Origin of the sequence: Parabacteroides sp. An277, assembly GCF_002159645.1 — a bacterium.
Lineage (GTDB): Bacteria > Bacteroidota > Bacteroidia > Bacteroidales > Tannerellaceae > Parabacteroides.
In genome coordinates this window covers 52,863-73,205 of sequence record NZ_NFJB01000010.1, presented here as the reverse complement: position 1 = coordinate 73,205, position 20,343 = coordinate 52,863, and the positions used below count along the sequence as shown (strand labels likewise).

10 protein-coding genes are annotated in these 20,343 nt (G+C 47.5%); 6 read left to right on the top strand and 4 right to left on the bottom strand.

The genetic code is table 11. The annotated features are described in order from the left end of the window. The first annotated feature begins 12 nt into the window (after positions 1-12). The 6 genes from B5F77_RS05645 (at position 13) to B5F77_RS05620 (ending at position 12,524) form a co-directional block, all read left to right on the top strand. The gene (locus tag B5F77_RS05645) at positions 13-3,453 is read left to right on the top strand and encodes a TonB-dependent receptor (RefSeq protein WP_087328829.1); all 3,441 of its coding nucleotides are present in this window, start codon (positions 13-15) and stop codon (positions 3,451-3,453) included. A 21-nt stretch (positions 3,454-3,474) separates the two neighbouring features. After that, positions 3,475-4,941: a RagB/SusD family nutrient uptake outer membrane protein gene (locus tag B5F77_RS05640; RefSeq protein WP_087328827.1), complete on the top strand. Its 1,467-nt coding sequence runs from the start codon at positions 3,475-3,477 to the stop codon at positions 4,939-4,941. A 233-nt stretch (positions 4,942-5,174) separates the two neighbouring features. Further along, positions 5,175-6,668, top strand: coding sequence for a DUF4874 domain-containing protein (locus B5F77_RS05635; protein WP_239445748.1), 1,494 nt, complete (start codon positions 5,175-5,177; stop codon positions 6,666-6,668). A 36-nt stretch (positions 6,669-6,704) separates the two neighbouring features. Next, on the top strand, positions 6,705-9,092 hold the full coding sequence (locus B5F77_RS05630; RefSeq protein ID WP_087328825.1) for a hypothetical protein: 2,388 nt from the start codon (positions 6,705-6,707) through the stop codon (positions 9,090-9,092). Continuing rightward, positions 9,089-11,245: an alpha-N-acetylglucosaminidase gene (locus B5F77_RS05625; RefSeq protein ID WP_087328822.1), complete on the top strand. Its 2,157-nt coding sequence runs from the start codon at positions 9,089-9,091 to the stop codon at positions 11,243-11,245. Before B5F77_RS05630 ends, B5F77_RS05625 begins: the two co-directional genes overlap by 4 nt. Positions 11,246-11,300: 55 nt before the next feature. Beyond that, positions 11,301-12,524 (top strand): pitrilysin family protein, encoded by a 1,224-nt coding sequence (locus B5F77_RS05620; protein ID WP_087328820.1) that lies wholly within the window; start codon positions 11,301-11,303, stop codon positions 12,522-12,524. On the opposite strand, the gene B5F77_RS05615 is transcribed toward B5F77_RS05620, so the two are convergent. The 4 genes from B5F77_RS05615 to B5F77_RS05595 all read right to left on the bottom strand — a co-directional run bounded on the left by B5F77_RS05615 (position 12,502) and on the right by B5F77_RS05595 (position 19,934). Beyond that, a complete protein-coding gene (locus tag B5F77_RS05615; protein ID WP_087328818.1) occupies positions 12,502-13,737 on the bottom strand; it encodes a polysaccharide biosynthesis C-terminal domain-containing protein in 1,236 nt (411 codons plus the stop codon). The two genes, B5F77_RS05620 and B5F77_RS05615, sit on opposite strands and share 23 nt — an antisense overlap. A gap of 1 nt (position 13,738) precedes the next feature. After that, on the bottom strand, positions 13,739-14,791 hold the full coding sequence (locus B5F77_RS05610) for a M20 family metallo-hydrolase (RefSeq protein ID WP_087328816.1): 1,053 nt from the start codon (positions 14,789-14,791) through the stop codon (positions 13,739-13,741). Between the two features lie 650 nt (positions 14,792-15,441). Continuing rightward, complete coding sequence (locus B5F77_RS05600; RefSeq protein WP_087328811.1) at positions 15,442-16,386, bottom strand: bifunctional riboflavin kinase/FAD synthetase; 945 nt, start codon at positions 16,384-16,386, stop codon at positions 15,442-15,444. After that, on the bottom strand, positions 16,383-19,934 hold the full coding sequence (locus B5F77_RS05595; protein WP_087328809.1) for a cell envelope integrity protein TolA: 3,552 nt from the start codon (positions 19,932-19,934) through the stop codon (positions 16,383-16,385). The genes B5F77_RS05600 and B5F77_RS05595 overlap by 4 nt, the downstream gene beginning before the upstream one ends. Between the last annotated feature and the right edge of the window lie 409 nt (positions 19,935-20,343).

Genomic DNA, 20,343 nt, shown 5'->3' with positions numbered 1-20,343 from the left:
TACCAAGAAAAAATGAGTAGGATAAAACATGTAGTAGTTAAAAGTGGCTTGGGATTAGCTTTATTCCTTTCCTCAGGATTCGGGATTTGGGCTCAGATTACATTAAATGAGCGTAACAAATCAGTACGTGAAATTATTAAATCGATTGAAGAAGTAAGTGATTATCGCTTCTTCTACAACGATAACTTATCTGATTTAGATAAACGTATTTCTATTACCGCTAATGAAGAAAATATTGAAGTCGTTTTGACAAGAATAACAAAACAAACCAATATTATCTATACCATTAAAGATAATCATCAAGTGGTATTGTCTAATCGTCCAAACGAAAAACCCGCACAAACGCAACAAGAATCCCGTAAAGTGATAGGGCAGATTCTGGATAATACAGGTATGCCTATTATTGGTGCAAACGTCATTGTAAAAGGGACGACAACTGGTACAGTATCCGATCTGAACGGACATTTCTCTATAAATGCAGAAAGCAATTCCGTTTTAGAAATTTCCTACATTGGATATATAACACAAGAAATAAAAATAGGCAACCAGAAAAATATCAATATCACTTTAAAAGAAGATTCTGAACAATTGGATGAATTAGTTGTAATTGGTTATGGCACGATGAAAAAGAAAGACTTAACCGGTGCAGTTGCCTCCGTTAAAATGGACGATACTCCTGTTTCTACAATCTCTACCGTTAGCCATGCATTAGCAGGAAAAGCTGCAGGTTTACAAGTTAGTACCATTAGTGCACAACCTGGAGGACAATCAACATTCCGCATTCGAGGTGCGGCTTCTTCTGATAGAGCAGGAAATGACCCATTAATCATTATCGACGGTTTTCCTGTTAATGATACAGGTAGTTTAGGTAGTGGGAATAAATACTCTGATGGAAATAAAGATAATATTTTAGGCTCTATCAATCCGAATGATATCGCCTCCATCGAGGTCTTAAAAGATGCAAGCTCTACCGCCATTTATGGTGCACGTGCAGGAAACGGTGTGATTATCGTAACTACCAAACGAGGCAAAACAGGAGCTGCCAAAGTATCCTATTCCGGCTCTGCTGCAGTTCAAGACATTGCCAAATCATATGAAATGTTAGATGCTTCAAGTTTCATGCAAGCTACTAATAATTATTTCAAAGAACTTTGGCTTCATGACAATAAAATAGGTATTTATGGAGGAGTATCTCTGAATAACCCATCTCTGCCTATATTAACATTACCCTATACAGATGCTCAAATTGCAAATCCAACAATTGATACCAATTGGTTCGATGAGATTTCACGCTTAGGTTTTCAAACATCACACAACTTATCTATTTCTGGAGGAACAGAAAACACTAAATATTTAGTATCAGGAAATTATTTCAAACAAGATGGTGTCATCAAGAATAATGGAATGGAACGTTATTCATTGCGAGCAAACTTAGACCAAACATTAAGCAAATATGTGAAAATGGGTATCAACCTAAATATATCACGTAATGATTACGATAACGTCCCTTTAGGAGCTGGACAACATGAAAATGCCAGTATATTAGTTTCTGCAGCACAATTCAATCCAACTCTACCAGTAAGAAATGAAAACGGAGATTATACAATGAATACAGATGCTTCATTCTTGCCTAATCCTGTTTCTTTATTAGATATTACAGATAAAACAAGAAAAGAACGTTTCTTAGGTAATGTCTTCTTTGAAATACGTCCAATAAAAGATTTAATGATTAAAGCAAACTTCGGAATTGACCGTAATTATCAAAAGCGCAAACAATATATGCCGACTACAACCCTTTATGGACAACGCGAGAATGGTTCGGCTTATATTTCTCAAGCAGACAATTCCGATTACTTAATGGAATTAACCGCCAATTACCTCAAAACATTTGGTGAACATGATCTTAATATCTTAGCTGGACATTCTTATCAAAGATTCGATTATGAAATGTTAGCGGGCGGAAATAACAACTTTCTAACAGATGGATTTTTATATAACAATTTAGGAGCCGGAAATGCGCCAAAACCAACTGTAGGTTCGAGTGCGACTATTTCACGCATGGCCTCTTTCTTTGGGCGCATCAACTATTCATACAAAGATCGCTATTTATTGACCGCCACAATTCGTGCCGATGGTTCATCTAATTTTGCAGATGGACACCGTTGGGGTATTTTTCCATCCGTAGCACTTGGCTGGCGATTTACAGAAGAAGAATTCTTACAACCTTTAAAGAATATATTATCGTATGGTAAACTACGTGTTAGTTATGGTGAAACAGGAAATTCGAATGTTGGTGATGTAGCTTATAGCTATTATCAAGTCGGCGTTAATAATATATTCAACAATACTGTAGTAAATGGCGTTTATCTTAGCCAATTAGGTAATGATTTAGTAACTTGGGAAACTTCTAAAGAATGGAATATTGGTTTAGATTTCGGTTTTTTAGATAATCGAATCAATGTAACAACAGAATACTACCACAAAGTAATATCTGATTTATTGGATACACAAAAAATACCTTCTTATAATGAAGTCAATAGTATTATAGCAAATATTGGTAAAACACAAAGCCAAGGTTTTGAATTGACTATTAATACAAGCAATATACGTACAAAAGATTTTGAATGGACTTCGGATTTAACTTTCTCATTATATCGAGATAAATGGAAAGAACGTAGTCCAAGTTGGACACCGTATGCATATAGTATATATGACGGTTGGATTCGTTACTATGCTGGATATGTTTCTGATGGATTAGTACAACCAAATGAAGAAATTCCTCATATGCCAGGAGCATTACCTGGACAAGTAAAAATTAAAGACCTTAATGGTTATGTTTATAATGAAGATGGCTCCATCAAAGTAGATGGACACGGCATTCCGTTGAAAACCGGACAACCTGATGGCAAATTAGACGATGCCGATAAAGTTATTTACGGTTCTGCCGACCCTGGTTATCTCTTCGGTTTCAATAACACATTGCGTTGGAAGAACTTCGACTTCAACATCTATTTTTATGGCCAATTTGATAAACTTTCAGCAGGTAGTTACAAGAAACAATGGATTAGCAATAACGTAAACGACTTACGTCGTGGATATAATCAACCGACTTCTGTATGGGATGTTTATTCATCAGATAATCCTAATGGTACACTTCCAAGCTATTTCCAAAAAGAAAGTGCTTACGGAACTGGAGATTATTATTACGAAAAAACTTGGTTCATCCGTTGCCGGAATATTACATTAGGCTACAATATTCCTGTTAAAACAGATAAACACATCTTATCGAATTTCCGTGTGTATTTTGATGTAAATAATCCATTTATTATCACTCCATACACAGGCCTTGACCCAGAAACAGATGTATCGAGTTCTGCAAGTTCTCCATCACAATTACAATACGCTTATCCCAATGTACGTACATATAGTATTGGTTTAGATATTACATTTTAATTAGTCATAAAGATTACAGTTATGAAGAAATTATTATATGCAGCTTTATGCTGCTTGGCATTAGCCTCGTGTACAAACTTAGAATCGGAAAGATATGATGCTATTAATCCTGATTTCTTTCCTATAAATGAAGATGATGCGGAAGCTCTTGTTGTAGGTGGCGTATATGCTGCTTTTCGTAGCTCCAGTGGTGTATTCTATTGTGCGTATGGAGTACAAATTATCGGAGATATGACAACGGACCTAGCTTCTTGTTGTTGGGTTAACGACAGTTGGATTCCTTTAACAACTCATAATTGGACACCCAATCATAATTATGCAACAAGAAATTATCTTGATTATTACAAATACATCGGCACTATGATTTTAACACTAGATAGAATATCGAACGTGGACATGCCTGAAAGTTCAAAAGCCTTATTACAAGCCGAAACACATTTAGGTATGGGATGGTTAGCTTATTTATTGTATGATTTCTATGGCCCTATTCCACTTCCTACCTTGGAGAATTTAAAGAATCCATTGGACGAAGTGATTGTGCCTCGTGCTACAGAAGAAGAAATGCAGCAATTTATTGAAGGAAATCTGTTACAATCTTTAGAAGGATTGCCAACCCGTACATCAGAATATGGTCGCTTCGACAAGGGCTTGGCTTATACGGTCTTGATGAAGTATTACATGCACGAGAAGAATTGGGCGAAAGCGGAAGAATGCGGACGTGAATTAATGAAATCGGAATATGGTTACGGATTGATGAATCGTTATGCCGACATCTTCACATTAGAAAATGAAGGAAATAAGGAGATTATCTGGGCTGCTACTTGCCAACGAGGAACTGCATTACAATTATGGCACGACCACGTTTTACCGGGCAATTATCCGACAACGAACATGGCTATCCAAAAGTGGGATGGTTATAAAGTTCCATGGCCTTTCTATCATACGTTTGAAGAAGGCGACGACCGCCTTTCAGTCTTGGTGGGCGAATATGTGGGAACCGACGGAGCCATCTTCAATGAGGAAACGGATATTGCGAAACATGGAAATACCTATTCAGGTGCTGTTCCTGTGAAATATGGCGAAGACCCGGAATCGACCGGAGACGGAAGCCAGATAGACTTGGTCGTTTACCGTTATGCCGATGTCTTAACGCTCCTTTCTGAAGCCATTGTGCGCAATAGTGGAACTGTCACTTCCGAGGCATTGGATTTGTTGAATCGAGTTCGCACGCGCGCCAAATTGCCTGCTTACACAATGGCCGACATCAGCGGTGTGGATGATTTCTTGCAGAAGAATCTCGACGAACGCGGGCATGAACTTTGGTTTGAAGGCGTCCGCCGCTCCGACCTGATTCGTTATGACCAATTCATCGAAAACGCACGACGGCGCGGAAGTACGACTACAAAGGATGAATTCGTCCTCTTTCCGCTGCCGCAATCGGTCATTAACGAAGGAAAAGGCATTATTATCCAGAATCCGGGATATTAATTAGCAGAAAGTTATCTTTAAACAAATAATGGCACGCAGATAACGCAGATTTAATGAACAACCACCGATTCTATTTTATAAATTTGCCACTGAATAAATCGGTGAAAATCTATTTAATTTGTGTTCTCTGTGTGCTATATGCCAAATTATAAAACGAAATGATGAAAACGATAACACGATTTTGCATATTGGCAGGCATTCTCCTCGGATTCTCGGCTTGCGCCTCCGAAGGAATGCAATACAAAGATTTCCACGGCATTTATGCCGATTCGCCACATGGAAAAGAGGGACTTTATAATCCGGAGCGGGGCTTCCGGCTGGAGGTCGCTTTGGATGTGGCAAACAAGAATTATCTTTGGGATGCAAAGAACTATCCGGACATTACTTCCTACTTGGAAGAGCAATCTGCACTGTACGCAACGGACAGTGTTTCGCTCGTGCAAACCTATTTCTACCTGACCGATTTGGTGGGGGAAAAAATATCGCCAGAAAATTTCCAAACTATGGCAATTTTCTTCGAAAAACTCCGAGAATTGGGGAAGAAAGCCGTACTTCGTTTTGCTTATGAAACGGCTTTCATGGGACGTGCGCCCAAAGGCCCGACGAAAGAGGACATTCTGCGCCATGCCGAGCAGTTGAAACCCTTCTTGGAGGCGAACCGCGACGTGATTCAAGTCGTGCAGGCTGGCATGATTGGGGCTTGGGGCGAATGGCACAGTTCGGTGCACGGATTGGAGCAATCCGACGAGACGAAACGGGAAATTTTGGAAGCTATACTCCAGATGACGCCCGAAGGACGCTATGTGCAAGTGCGCGTGCCCACTTATAAAAACCTGCTGGCGGCGGATTCGGGGAAATATCGGCATATTTCGTTTCACGATGATTTCATTGTCATCCAGCCGCATCCATGGGACGGGGAAATGTCGGAAGGAACGCCGGCATTCGAGCAAATTGTGCGCGAATCACCCTTTCTTCCAGTCGATGGAGAATTGCCTTGGGGCACATGGAGCGTGAATCAAGACCCCGACAATCCAGGAAAAGGTTGGCTCATCGACGGTCCACAAACGGCACGCCGCCTTTTCCTCCAACATTACACCTCGCTCAGCGCGATTCACAATTATAAAGAAAAAGGAGTAAGCGATAAATACTCGATGATGCAATGGAAAAAGACGCCCATCAGCAAGGATTTCCTCACGAAGAACAAGATGCCTATCTCTGATGGCTACTTCGAGAACCAAGACGGGAGCGCGGCCGAACGGAATGCCTTCGATTATATCCGCGACCATTTAGGCTATCGCATTGAACTGCAAGAACTCTCCTGTCCTAAGCGATGGAAAGCGGGAAAAGAGAATCCGATTGAGCTGACATTGATAAATCGCGGCTTTTCGACGCTTTTCAATGATCACGAAGTACATTTTGTCCTGATTGATGAAACAGGAAAGGTGGCAAAAATCTTGCCGACAAGCACACGCGTGAACGATTGGCAGCCATATGCGCCAGGCGATTCTACTTGCACGCCTTTGCTGCATCGCATCCAGGCAACTTGGGCTTTACCTCCGGACATGAAGCCCGGCACTTATCGCTTGGGATTATGGATTCCAGACGGCTCCATGCGCTTAAATATGAATCCCCGCTTCGCCATCCGCTGTGCAAACGGCAATGTGGACTGGTGGATTTCGAAAGATGGAAAATTCGGCGTGAATATCCTGACAACTGTGGAGATTTGACTTATCTTTGCATACATAATCAATATTGAACCCAACATGAAACACTTGAAATGTATGCTTGCCGGGGCTATGTTAGGAATTGCTCCGGCATTGACAGCCCAAATATCCATCGAACAATCCGGATGGAAATGGGAAATCGGTGAAGATGGCTGTGCGGAACGCTTAATCTTCCAACCTAAGAAGAATGCAGACACGATTCCTTTCTTCCAAGAGGGAAATCATGCCGGACCTTCCTTTTACCTGAAAACGGAAGGGAATGAACGCCGCGCTGCTTGGCATCCTGACGGATATGCTTCCTATGTGGGCGAAATCGATGGCATCCAATGCCGGCTGACTTATACGGATTATAACGGGAAGCCGGCGATTCGCGTCCGGATAAAGAATGCTTCCCACACGAAATTCCAACCTCAGAAGGCGGGGCTCAAACTGGGCATCGACACTTACATGGACCAATATCCGCAATGGTTCGGAAAGTATTTCCCCACCTTGATGCGCAACGAGAAGACGCATTTCTATGGCTATATGCAGACGCCTGGCGGGCAAATATTGGCATTGGCGTCGCCCGACCCGATTGCTTCGTGGAGCGTGGATTACAATTTAGGCTATCAAGACCCGGCGCCTTATTGGTTTTACGGGCATCGAATCGAATCGCTGAACCTGGATTTGATGAATGCCTTGCCGCTGCCCGACCGCCATCCGCAGCATCTCTATGAATTGGCGCAAGACGAAACGCGCGAGTGGACAATCGTCTTCTTGCCCATTCCTCAAATCGAGAAACTGGAGGAAACGATTGCGGCTTCGGTCGATATTCCGTTGTTTGATATCGGACAAACCTCCTATAAAGCCGGAGAAGAGGCCGCTTGCCTGCTCTATGCGCACCATCCACAAGTCCGCATCACGGATAGCGAGGGGAAAGAGATTCAGGCAGAAGTCTCTCCGGCCGGAAAAGGGTGTTATCAGATACGCACCCGGCTGGAAAATCCGGGGCTTTATACCTTGACGGCCCATTCGGACGGCAAACAGGCGGAAGCCATCCTGACTGTCCACCAGCCCTGGCAATGGGTCATGAAACGCGCACGGGAAAACGCCTGGCGTTTCCATCAAAAGCCCACTTCACACGCCGAAAGTTGGTATGGATTCTATTCCGCGTTCCTCGCGGCGCGCTATTTCCCCGACAAAGAATTGGATAAGAAGTTGGATGATTACTTTGAGCTGCTTTATACCCAATTGCATGACTCCATAAAAGTGGAACCGCTCTATTATGCCACCCGAATCCAGAACACTTCCACGACGATTGGCATGTTAGTGGACCGCTTCGAGGCGAAAGGTGACGTGAACGACCTCGAACGCGCCGCGCGATTGGGCGATTGGCTTATCCGCTCCGCGCAACGCGAAGATGGTGCTTACTGCAATCATGGGACAATCTACACAAGCGTCATCTATGTGGCTAAAAGCATGTTGGAACTGGCCTTGGCTGAACGGAATTTGGCTCCGGGCGACAAAGTGTGGGACGAACGTGCCAAGCGGCATTACGATTCCGCCAAGCGTGCCATCGACCAGCTTGTCTCTGCCCAAGGAAACTTCCAGACCGAAGGCGAACACACCTTCGAAGACGGCATGATTTCCTGCTCGGCGTTGCAAATAGGAATGCTGGCCATCTTGGAAAAAGACCCTGCGGCTAAGAAACGCTATACGGAGGCGATGCTTTCCATCTTAGACAGCCATGCTTGCCTGACGCAATTGCGTGTCCCCGATGCCCGGCGCAGACAAGGGACGATGCGCTTCTGGGAAGCGCAATATGACGTGCAAATGCTGCCAAACATGTTCAATTCGCCCCATGGCTGGAGCGCATGGCGTGCTTATGTCACCTATTATGCTTACCTGCTGACCGGAGATGAAAAATGGCTGCTCCAAACATACAATGCAATGGGTGCTTTTTCTAATCTGATTGACTCATCGGGCAAGCTGCGCTGGGCATTTGTGGTGGATCCTTATCTGGAAGTGGAACAGGCTTGCTCTGCCGATACACAGGTGGATTTCTCGACACCCAGCTTCGGAAATCCACATCCCAAGCTTTACGACACACGCCATTTCATCATCGGCGAAGAGTATGTGAACATGATTAGCGACTGGCAAACCGTTAATACGCAAGATAACGACGTACATGAAGTATTCAAATGCTTGGGCGAAACTTTCTTGACGAACGCATTCATTGTCGAGCGGGCAGACGGAAGCATTGTCGAATACAATTGCCAAGTCCGGCAGCAAGGAAACGAAATAACCGTCACGCCCGACGAGCCTCAAATCACGAATTTGCATGTGAACCTGCGCCGCGCCCATGCTGTCCGCTTCAAGTCGGCAAAAGGAACCAAAATGCAGGAATTGCCTGCCGGATATATGAACTTTTTAAATGACAAGCAATGAAATTCTTTTATCTATTAACCTGTCTTTTCATGACAACGATTGCTTATGCCTCCTCGCCTATCCAAGGTTTGTTGGAGCGCATTGACAAAGGAGCTTCCGAGAAGTTTATCATCGAGAAAAAGAGCTCGGATACCGATTTCTTCGAACTGGACCAAAAGGACAATAAGGTGGTGATTCGCGGAAATAATTACGTGAGTATCGCTACAGGACTGAATTGGTATCTTAAATACTATGCAGGGATTCATCTCTCGTGGAATGGCATGAAGGCGAAGTTGCCCGACGTGTTGCCGCCCGTCAAACAACCGGAACGCCACAAGACGGAACTTCCTTACCGTTATGATTTCAACTATTGCACCTATTCCTACACGATGGCGTTCTGGGATTGGGAACGCTGGGAACAGGAAATAGACTGGATGGCGTTGCATGGAATCAACCTTCCGCTGGCGATTGTGGGGACAGACGTGGTTTGGTATCATGTCCTCCAAAAGTTGGGATACGGGAAAGAGGAAATCAACGCCTTCATCGCCGGAGCGGGATTTCAAGCTTGGTGGCTGATGAACAACCTCGAAGGCTGGGGCGGACCTAATCCGGACAGCTGGTACGAACAACGCGCCGAGTTACAAAAGAAAATCCTGAAGCGGATGCGCGAATTTGGAATCCAGCCTGTCCTTCCGGGTTATTCGGGCATGGTTCCGCATAATGCGAAGGAAAAGTTAGGCTTGAATGTCTCCGATCCGGGAAAGTGGAACGGCTATCCGCGTCCGGCATTCCTTTTGCCCACCGATGCCCGGTTCCAAGAAATCGCTTCCCTCTATTATAAGGAAATGAACCGCCTCTATGGCAAAGCCAACTTTTACAGCATGGACCCGTTCCACGAAGGAGGTAGCGTGGACGGCGTAGATCTCGACGCCGCCGGGAAAGCCATCATGCAAGCGATGAAAAAGAACAATCCGCAGGCGGTCTGGGTCGCAATGGCTTGGCAACGCTGCCCGCATTCGCAGATGATTCAGAACCTTCAGGCGGGCGATATGCTTATTCTCGACCTCTTTTCCGAGAGCCGTCCACAATGGGGTGACCCAAACTCTTCATGGTTTCGCCCCAATGGCTTCGGGCAACACGATTGGCTCTATTGCATGTTGCTCAATTACGGCGGAAACGTGGGGCTGCATGGCAAAATGCAACATGTCATCGACGAATTCTACAAGGCGAAGGCGAGCGATTTCAGCAAAACTCTGCGTGGCGTGGGCATGACGCCGGAGGGAATCGAAAATAACCCGGTGATGTTTGAGCTGCTCACCGAGCTGCCTTGGCGTTCGTCTCACTTCCAGAAGGATGAATGGTTGCAAGGATACGTCCGGGCGCGCTACGGTAAATCCGTCCCGGCATTGCAAGAGGCTTGGTTGCTCTTAAGCAATTCTATTTACAACTGTCCGGCGGCATCTACGCAACAAGGGACGCACGAGTCTATCTTCTGTGCGCGTCCTTCGGCACATCCGTATCAGGTTTCGAGCTGGTCGGAAATGGCGGACTATTACAATCCGGACGATGTCATCCGTGCTGCGCGTTTGATGCTGTCCGTCGCTAAGGATTTTGAAGGGAACAACAACTTCGAATACGACCTTGTGGATATTCTCCGTCAGGCCATTGCTGAAAAAGGAAGGCTTGTGGGCAAGGTGATTGAAGCGGCTTATGACGCGCACGATGCGGCGTTGTATGCTTCGGCGTCTACTCGTTTTCTTCAATTGATTTTGCTCCAGGATGAACTTTTAGGAACACGTCCGGAATTTACTGTAGGAAGATGGTTGAATCGCGCTCGTGCTTTGGGAAAAACAGAGGCGGAGAAAGCGCTCTACGAATGGAACGCGCGCGTGCAAATCACTACATGGGGTAATCGCTTGGCGGCAGACGACGGTGGACTGCGCGACTATGCCCACCGTGAGTGGAACGGTCTGCTGAAGGATTTCTATTATATGCGCTGGAAGATCTGGTTTGAGGCGCGTTTGCGGGAACTTAAAGAAGGTACCCCAGTGTCTATTGATTTCTATGCTTTGGAAGAGCCTTGGACGAAGCAACAAAACTCTTATGCGGAGTCGAATCCCCAAGCTCCGGTGGTCGACACGGCCTTGCGCATAGCTGCTGAGGCTCTCGACTAATTGCAGACGTTCGATTTTTTCCGTATGTTTGCATCGTTTTTGAAAAGAAGGAACGATGGAATATCTGACACATACATTATCGAATGGCTTGCGGATGGTGCATTTGCCGTTGGTTTCTCCGGTAGGATACTGTGGTTTTGCGATTCAAGCCGGTACGCGCGACGAAGAGTCTACCGAGCATGGATTGGCTCATTTCGTGGAACACATGATCTTTAAGGGAACCGACAGGCACCGCGCTAATTATATTCTGAACCGGATGGAAATGGTTGGAGGCGAACTGAACGCCTATACCACCAAAGAGGAAACCTTTGTCTACTCCGTCTTCATGTCCGAGCATTTTCGCCGGGCATTGGATTTGTTGGCCGAGTTGGTCTTTCATTCTATTTTTCCAGAGGAGCAGATTGCCCGAGAGACGGATGTCATTCTCGATGAAATCCATTCGTACGAGGATTCGCCTTCCGAGTTGATTTTCGATGAGTTCGAGAATCTGCTCTTCGAAGGTCATGCGTTGGGGCATAATATCTTGGGCGACGAACAGAGTCTCCAAACCTTCCATACGGAGAGTGGCAAGAGCTTTTTGAATCGTTTTTATACGCCATCGAATATGGTGTTTTTCTCCATGGGAAATATTCCATTTACCAAGATAGTTACGTGGGCGGAACAGGCACTGGGGGATATCGAGCCTCGGCAACCTCAGCTGAAACGAATGCCTCCTTCAGAGCTTACGCCGCGTAGGCTTTCGATGGAAAAAGATACGCATCAGGCGCATGTCATGATAGGGTGTCGGGGATTCGATATGCACGACGACCGCCGCATCTCTCTTTTCTTGCTTAATAATTTGTTGGGAGGTCCGGGCATGAACAACCGCCTTAACCTCTCGCTGCGGGAGCATAATGGATTAGTATATAACGTGGAGTCGAATATCACTTCGTATACCGATACGGGTATCTTTAGCATTTATTTTGGAACAGACCCTAAGAACTTGCGTCGCGCTATGGATTTGGTACGCCGGGAACTGGATAAGTTGTGTGTCTCTCCGCTTTCCGAGCGGCAGCTATTGGCCGTGAAGCGGCAGGCTATGGGGCAATTGGGCGTCTCGGGGGATAACAAAGAGGGTTTGTTTCTCAATTTGGGGAAGAGCTATCTCCACTACAATCGCTTTGATTCGCTGGAAGAGGTCTTTGCGCAAATCAATGCTGTTTCAGCGGCCGAAATGCAGGCGATGGCCTGCGCGCTTTTCGCGCCTGAACATCTGTTTACTTTGATTTACGAAGGGTAGGGAGAAGTTCCTTCCAATGTGTGCCGGTCAGGCGCGTAAACGAGGCGAGCGAAGTCAGACACATGGCTACGTAGGCGATGCTGGTGCTTACAGCCGCTCCGACGATGCTCCATTCCCGGATGAGGAAAATGCCTGCCGCCAGCAATACCGATAGGCCTACGATAGAGGATAAAGCACTATATTTTACGTGCCCGCTGGCGATAAGGTATTGCGACAAAATCGTATGGCATCCGAATGCGACCATCCCAATCGCCAGCCCGCGAATCACGGCAGTAATCCCTTCGAATTCTTCGCTAAAGAGGATTTTTGTATAGAAAGGTTCCGGTATGCAGACGATGATTGTCACCAAGAGAAACGTTCCAGTGAACGTCACGCGCAGCAGGTGTAATGTCTTTTGCTTTTGTTCCGCATGGGTCGTAGCTCGTGCGACGGAGCTATTGGCCAGAAATCCTAATGCGCGGCTGATGTTCCAAACGCTCTCTGCCACTTTCGTGCCGCTATCCAGCAGCCCGACGCCGCCCCATCCTGTAAACTGCCGAATCAGGAAGTGATTGATGCGGGTAGTCAGGACCTCTGCCGCATTGTCAATCGTCGCCCAGAGTCCGTAGCGCAGCATCTTTCCCCAAAGTGCCCGGTCTATCCAGCGGCCGGAGGTAGGGGTGGGTGCCATCCGCAGCATCCAGAAGCTTGCCAGCGTCGCCGTCAAATAGGAGAGGAACAGGGCGTTCAAGAAGGAACTGACCTCTTTCCAACCGGCTAAATAATAGAATAGGCAGGCAAAGGGTAGAATCAAGCCGCCTTGCAATAGGTAGGTCCAATTGAAGCCTTGAATCTGATCCCATGCCAGCAGCCTTCGTGTATTCACATTCGCAACCGAGCCCAGCAGCGAGAGCAAGAGGAGGTATGGCCAATAGATGGATGGGAAGAGGGAGAGACAGGCAAAGAATCCAGCACCCAGCAGAGTCCCCGCCACGGACCACCCATACGCCAGTAGCAAAACCGGGCGTTGAGGCGAGTGACTTAAAAAGTATACCAACGTGCTTCCTGTAAACAGGGAGTTAAAGGTAATGATTAGGTTGACAGCCGCCGTTATCAGTCCGATTTCTCCTACCTGTTGTAGCCCCAGGGCTTTGGCGTTGATGATAACCATCACCAAGTTCGCAAATGCTACCAAATAGCGGGCGCCTACTGTGCTGAAGATTTTTTGCCACATGTTACAATTTCATTCCATCCAACAACCGTACGTATAACTCAATGGCTTCCCGGATTTCCGGCAACCGGATATATTCGTCTGCCGAATGGGAGCGAGCCGAATCGCCCGGACCGATTTTAATCGATGGCACCGGGATTAATGCTTGGTCACTGAGGGTAGGAGAGCCAAACGGTTCCAATCCCAGCAGTTCCGTGCGCTGCAAGAAGGGATGCGAAGCGTCGAGTTGCGAGGCATTCAACCGGAAACTCCGTGCCGTGACTTCGCTCCGGACGGCCGCGCATATCTCGTCATACAATTCGCGATTGCTGTAACAGCCATTCGAACGGACATCTACTACAAAACTACAACGGTCTGGCACCACATTATGTTGTGTCCCGGCCTGGATAACGGTCACGCTCATTTTGACCGGACCTAAATAGGGATTCTCTCGTTCAAAACGATGGGTGCGGAACCACTCGATGTCTGGCAAAGCTTGATAGATGGCATTAATCCCTTCGTTTCGCGCGGCGTGTCCTGCCTTTCCATGCGACACGCAGTCCAATACCATCAGCCCTTTCTCCGCCACAGCCGGACGCATACCGGTCGGTTCGCCTACGACGGCAAACGTAATCGGCGGCAACATTGGCAGCACGCTTTCAATGCCATTCTTGCCCGATACCTCTTCTTCGGCCGAGGCCAGGAAAATGAGGTTGTACGGTTGTTCGCCTTTTTGCGTGAGCAAACAAAAGGCCGCATACAGGCTTACCACGCTCGCGCCCGCATCATTGCTGCCCAGCCCGAAGAGAAGGTCGTCTTCCGTCTCCTCCGGTTGAAAAGGGTCGCGCGTCCAGCCAGAAACGGGTTTTACGGTATCAATATGCGAATTGAATAGAATTGTGGGGCGACTCGGGTCGAACAGGTCAGACATCATCCAAAGATTATTTCCAAAGCGGCGCACCGTGTGCCCGTCCTGTTTCCAGGCTGCTTCCAGGAAATCGGCTACCGCTGTCTCTTCCCGGCTAAAAGAAGGGCGGGAAATCATGCCTTTCAGCAGGTCAATTGCTCGATAATACATAACTACTGTTTCGTTTATATTGTCAATAAAAAATTTTTATGTGCGCACCCTTCGCTATAAGTGGATTTTATCAAACGACTCCATTTGTTACTATACGCTAACAATCGTTTTTAAAATCTTTTCTTATCGAAGTCTTCGGAAGGAATCAATTTTCAAAAGAATTCCTTTCGAAGCGAACGATATTACTAACATCCGTTAAAAATCACTTTCGCACCGTTCGCTCGGAATCCCGCTGCGTTGGAAATGCTTTCGCACCGTTCGCTTGCAATCCTTTTTAAAAAGATTTACTAGCGAACACTGCGCTCAGACTTCCCTTTAAAAAGTAGACCTTTCGCACGCTTCGCTCGCAAATCTTTTTAAAAACTCCTCCGAGCGCAGCGTGCGAAAGTATTTCCGCCAGAAAAAAAGTCCTTTCGCACCGTTCGCACGCATTTCTGCTTTAAAAATACTCCTTTCGCAGCGTTCGCCAGGAATTCCGTTTAAAAACGATTCTTTGCGAAGCTTTCGACGCCATTTTCGGCAGCCCGCGATTCCTGGCGAAGCCTTCGGAAGCTATCTTTTTCCGGTGGGATAGCTTCCGAAGGCTTCGTTACCTTTCCCAGTCTGTGGGGAAAGGAGGTGAAAAGGGAAATGGGTGTCGCGGCGGATTATCATCCATGCCGACGGATGAGCAGGATGTCTGCGTCGTCGCGGTCTCGTTTCAACTGCTGCTTGAGTGCTTCGAGGGTGTCGAATTTCGTATTGTCGCGCATATAGTGGACAAACGTCACGCGGACGAACTCGCCGTACAAGTTGCCAGAGAAGTGAAGGAGATGCACCTCGATGCGCGGGTCGTGTGGACCATCGACTGTGGGCCGGTCTCCTATATACAGCATCCCTTTGTATCGCATTTCGTCCGTATCCACCCAAACCGCATACACACCCGGTTTCGGCACGACTTTATGCTTGTCGAAGAGGTCGAGGTTGGCAGTCGGGAAACCCAATTGCTCGCCGAGCCCGTCGCCATGTATCACATTCCCTTGCAATTGGTAAGGATGGACGAGCAGTTCGTTGGCGCGCTCTACCTCGCCCTCTGCCAACATCCGTCGGATAGCGGACGAGCTGACACGCACGTTGCCGACGTCGTAAGGAAGCACATGCACGATGTCCATCCCGCATTCCCTGCCATAAGCTACATACTCCTCGAATCCCTCCGCCCGATTGTGTCCGAAGCGATGGTCGTAGCCTACGAGAAGCGTCCGCACGCGGTATTGTTTCCACAAAACCTCTTGGATAAACTCCTTCGCCGTCAGCGAGGCTAATTCTTTCGTGAAATGCAGCACGACGCAGTAGTCGACACCCGTCCCGGAAAGTTCCATCATTTTTTCCGGGAAGGAGCTTAACAAAGCCGGCTCGTATCCATCTTGCAATACGCTGCGGGGATGGACGTCGAACGTAAATATCGCCGACGCCAGCGATTGCCGTAGCGCGCGTTTTCTTACCTGTTCAATCAAGAACCGATGCCCTTGATGCACGCCGTCAAAGAATCCGACAGTGGCGACAACCCCATCCGGGGCATTTTGGTATATTTCTACCTCGTTGTGACAAAAAATCATCTGTTTTTCTCCTTTTCTTTTCGTGCACGCTCTTTGGCTTTCAATTCCTCTTTGCGTGCCTTTTCTCGTTCTTTTAATTTTTTCTTATATGCTTTCTCTTTCGCTTTCCGTTCCTTTTCTTTTTGTTTCAGACGCTCTTTGTAAGCACGTTCTTTCTCTTTCCGGAGCTCTTCACGGGCTTTGAGCTTGGCTTTTCGCTCTTGCTCGGCTTTTTTACGGGCTTCCTTCTGTGCTTTTTCCTGTTCTTTTTCGCGGTCTTTCTTCGCTTCCAGGAGGGCACGTTCCTCGGCGCGTTGTTGCTCTTCGAGCGCGGCGCGTTGGCTGGCGTTTTGTTCCAGTACTGCCTTCTCGGCCGCTTGCGAGGCTTCAAAATCCTGGCGGGCCTTTTCCTTCTCGGCCTCTGCCTGTTCTGCCTCTTTCTGACGGATTTCTTCGATGTCGTCGAGCGTCAATCCCTTGTCGCGCTCTGGTATCGGTGCGCGGAAGATGTCGGGACGCGCGGGCAGGGTATCTGCCGGTGTCGGCAAGACAGGCGCTGCAGTTCGACTGCTGTCTGCCTCTTCCAATGGCAGTCCTTCCGGCGCGACAGGCATCTCTGCAGGGATTTCCAGCTGTACGGAATCCGCCGCTAGGCTGTCTGCCTCTTCCAATGGCAGTTCTTCCGGCACGGCTGGCATCGGCGCCAGGGTGTCTGAAGGTATGGAATCCGTAGCCAGGCTGTCTGCTTCAGCGGCTGCCTCTTGCCGCATCCGCCAACGGGCTACGAACTCAGGCGCCATCTGTCCGAAATTGGCTTCAAAGAAGGCCGCATATTCATCCAGGGTTTTCCCGTGCATCAAAGTCTCATAGTTCTCTTCGGAAATAGGAACAATGGCGATATCTTTGTCTAATGCCGGTGCGTAACCATCTGCGTCGTAAATCATCTTATAATAATGGTTGACTTCGTCGAAGTTGAAGAATCCGGATAGGATAAATACACTCATGAGGCCAGATTCTTCAAAAGTCATATCCAATTGCTTCACCATAAAGTGAGCGAAATTGTAGGCTGCTACCGTAAACAGGAGCTGATTGCGATCGACGGCGCCCGTGGGATATATCATCACCATCCGATAGGGTACATTCGCGTCTGCTTTGAAAACGCGGGCGGAGTCGGCAGCAGAAAGCGAGCCGTCTTCTCCCGTACCAAATCGAAGGTTCCACGTCATGCCGCGCACACCTCCCTGCACCATCTGACGACCCCGCAGCACGCCTTTTAGCATCTCTCCCGCCAGCTCGGATACGTCGGCAGACGGATACTTATCCAAAAGTGCCCGCAAAGCCGTCTTGAATCCTTCGGCGTCTCCCGCTTGCACGTACGTAAGGGCGTCGAGGAACATAAACTTAGGCATCAACTCTGCCAACGGGTATTTCTCGCTGATGGCACGGTAATTGCGGCGTACGGCGGCTGTATCTTCGGCCAGGTACAGTTCGTACGTTTGTTCGTAGATGGAATCCTGCACGACATCCATCATCCGTATGTTTCGTTCGAAGTTCGGGTCGGAAATAGCTACCGTATAATCGCTCGACGGGAATTTCTCCGTCATTTTACGCTTATATTCTTCGGCGAGGGCTGTATCTTTCAGGCGCAACGCCATCAGATACACTTGATAATAGCTCTCCAGCAAATGCGGACTCTCCGGAAAACGCTTTTCCAAGTTGCGGAAGCCTTCGATAGCCAGCGACAAGTCCTCCAGCTTGTCTTTGTAAATTTTAGCCATATTGTATAGGCCATCTTCTATGATGACGTTCGAGGCTTCTACGTCTTCAGGTGTCATCGGCAGTTGTTGCAGATAATATTCCCGGCTCTTCGGGTCGTCTGACCCTATCGCGGCCGAATCAGCCCCGCCGGCAGCCAGCAAAGCCGAGTCTCCTGCCGCCGTAAGGTCATCGCCTTCTGCGAGCGCTTCCGAATCGTCGCTCGGTTCGTCGAACGTAGAGACACGCTTATTGCGGCGCCGCCAGTCATCCTCCAGCGGACGACGACCCCACTTGCGCTGGAATTGTGTCTTTCCCTGCGCCACCGCTTGGGGATTGTAGAAATAAAAACTACTGCCGCCCCCTGCGACAGGTAAAGTGACGACGTTTGCTTCCGTTCCGGGCCTGTTGATACCTGTCCCTTTCGCCGCCTGCTCTGCTAAGTAGGCTTCACGGGCAGCTTCTTCCTCCGCGCGCTTCTCTTCTTCAATGACGCGCTCAATAATTTTGTCGATCACCGCCAGTCGCTCTTGTTCCGGCATCTTGGCGAGCGTTTGCAGACTGTCTTGCAGGTGCACAGCTTCGGCGTGAACCACCAGCTCGTCCAACACGGCCGACAATTTGGATACCCGCTCATAGTCTTTAAACTCCTTCTGTATCCCTGCCAATGCGGCGCTAAAATTAGGCTGCGCCTTCAGGTAGTCTCGCTGTTGAAAATACAAATCACCCAGTTTGATATGGCACAATGCCTTGTCCAATCCGTTTTGAGTGCTCTTGTCTACTCCCAATTGGTATTGTTTCAGCGCATTTGTCGTGTCGCCATGCGCGAGGTATATATTTCCCAGCGCGTAATATACCTGATCCAGTAAATCTTTGTTCTTTTGGCTTTTTGCCATCCGCTCCAACTTCTTGACCACTTTCTGGTAATTTGAACCCGCAAAAACTTCTGCTTGACGAATACGGGCAGCAAACTCCAGCTCGTACGGAGGGTTAGAGCGAGCCACTTCGCCAAATGTCTTGTATGCCATGGCATCTTGGCCCAGCGTGGCGTACATCTGGCCCAAAAGATATTTCATACGCTTTCGTTGCAGCCCGCTACGCTCGGCGCGAATGGCGGTGCGCATATAAGGGATGGCCTCCTCATATCGTTGTTGTTTGACGAGATAATCGGCGTAAACCGTCGCATATTGTTCCTGGCAATCGGCAGGAATTCCCTCCGTGTTCAGCTTTTGTAGGATGTCTTCGGCATCATAAAACCAGCCCAACTCCGAATAACACCGTGCTTGCCAGAGTTTCGACGCCGCTACTATCTCCGCATCCTCCTTATAGTGTCGCGCGATGTAAGAAAAGGTGGCTGCAGCCTGGAGGAAATCAGCGTTGTAAAATTGCGCCTCTCCCATCAGTCGCCAGCAATGTTTTAGGAATGGGTTATACTCCTCCTGGTTCTGCAGGCGTACTTGCTTGGGATCATTGCGCCAACCCGGTTTCTTTTTGGGTTTCGCCTGGATGGAATGCAGCCGGATGGCTTTATTTGCCTTTTCGATGGAAATATCAAAGGGTCCGCCTGGTTCGGTTTTGTCTTTCGGCTGCGCGCTAATGGGATACATCAATATCATATCCGAGTAATTTTCCTTATAACCCGTTTGCATAGCCAACAAAGCCTCGTCAAACGCCGTTTTACCGTTAAAGTATATGTTGAAACGGGAATTCAGCGCATGATAAAACCGATTCATCCGCGTGTTCTTCTTCGTGCTGCACGACCAAAGCATACTGACCAACAACACGGCTACTATATAGTAAAATCCTTTTCTCATGAATGCTTCGAAGACGGTAATATAACGCTTTTACCATCATTTTATTGTTTAATTATGACTTTATTTTTATTTTCTTTTCCGACTGCAGGGGCTGTTCCCATGACTGCCGGGGCGGAAAGGCCGTCGGCACGTGACAATGGGTGTAGTTTCGGATTTTCTTATCCCATTGTCATGTGCAAAAATAGTTGTTTTTAAATGATTCTTCCATTGTAACGTGCGTATATAAATAATCTTATTAACATTTCCTCATTGTAACGTGCAAAAAGGGTAGTTCCAGAAATCAACTGCTTCTGCACGTTACAATGGGATTTTGACTCTAAAGAAATTTAAATAAGCACGTGCAGATGACAGTTCCGTTTAAAAACAACTGCTTTTGCACGTGCAGACGGCAGAAAAATTCGGAAATAAC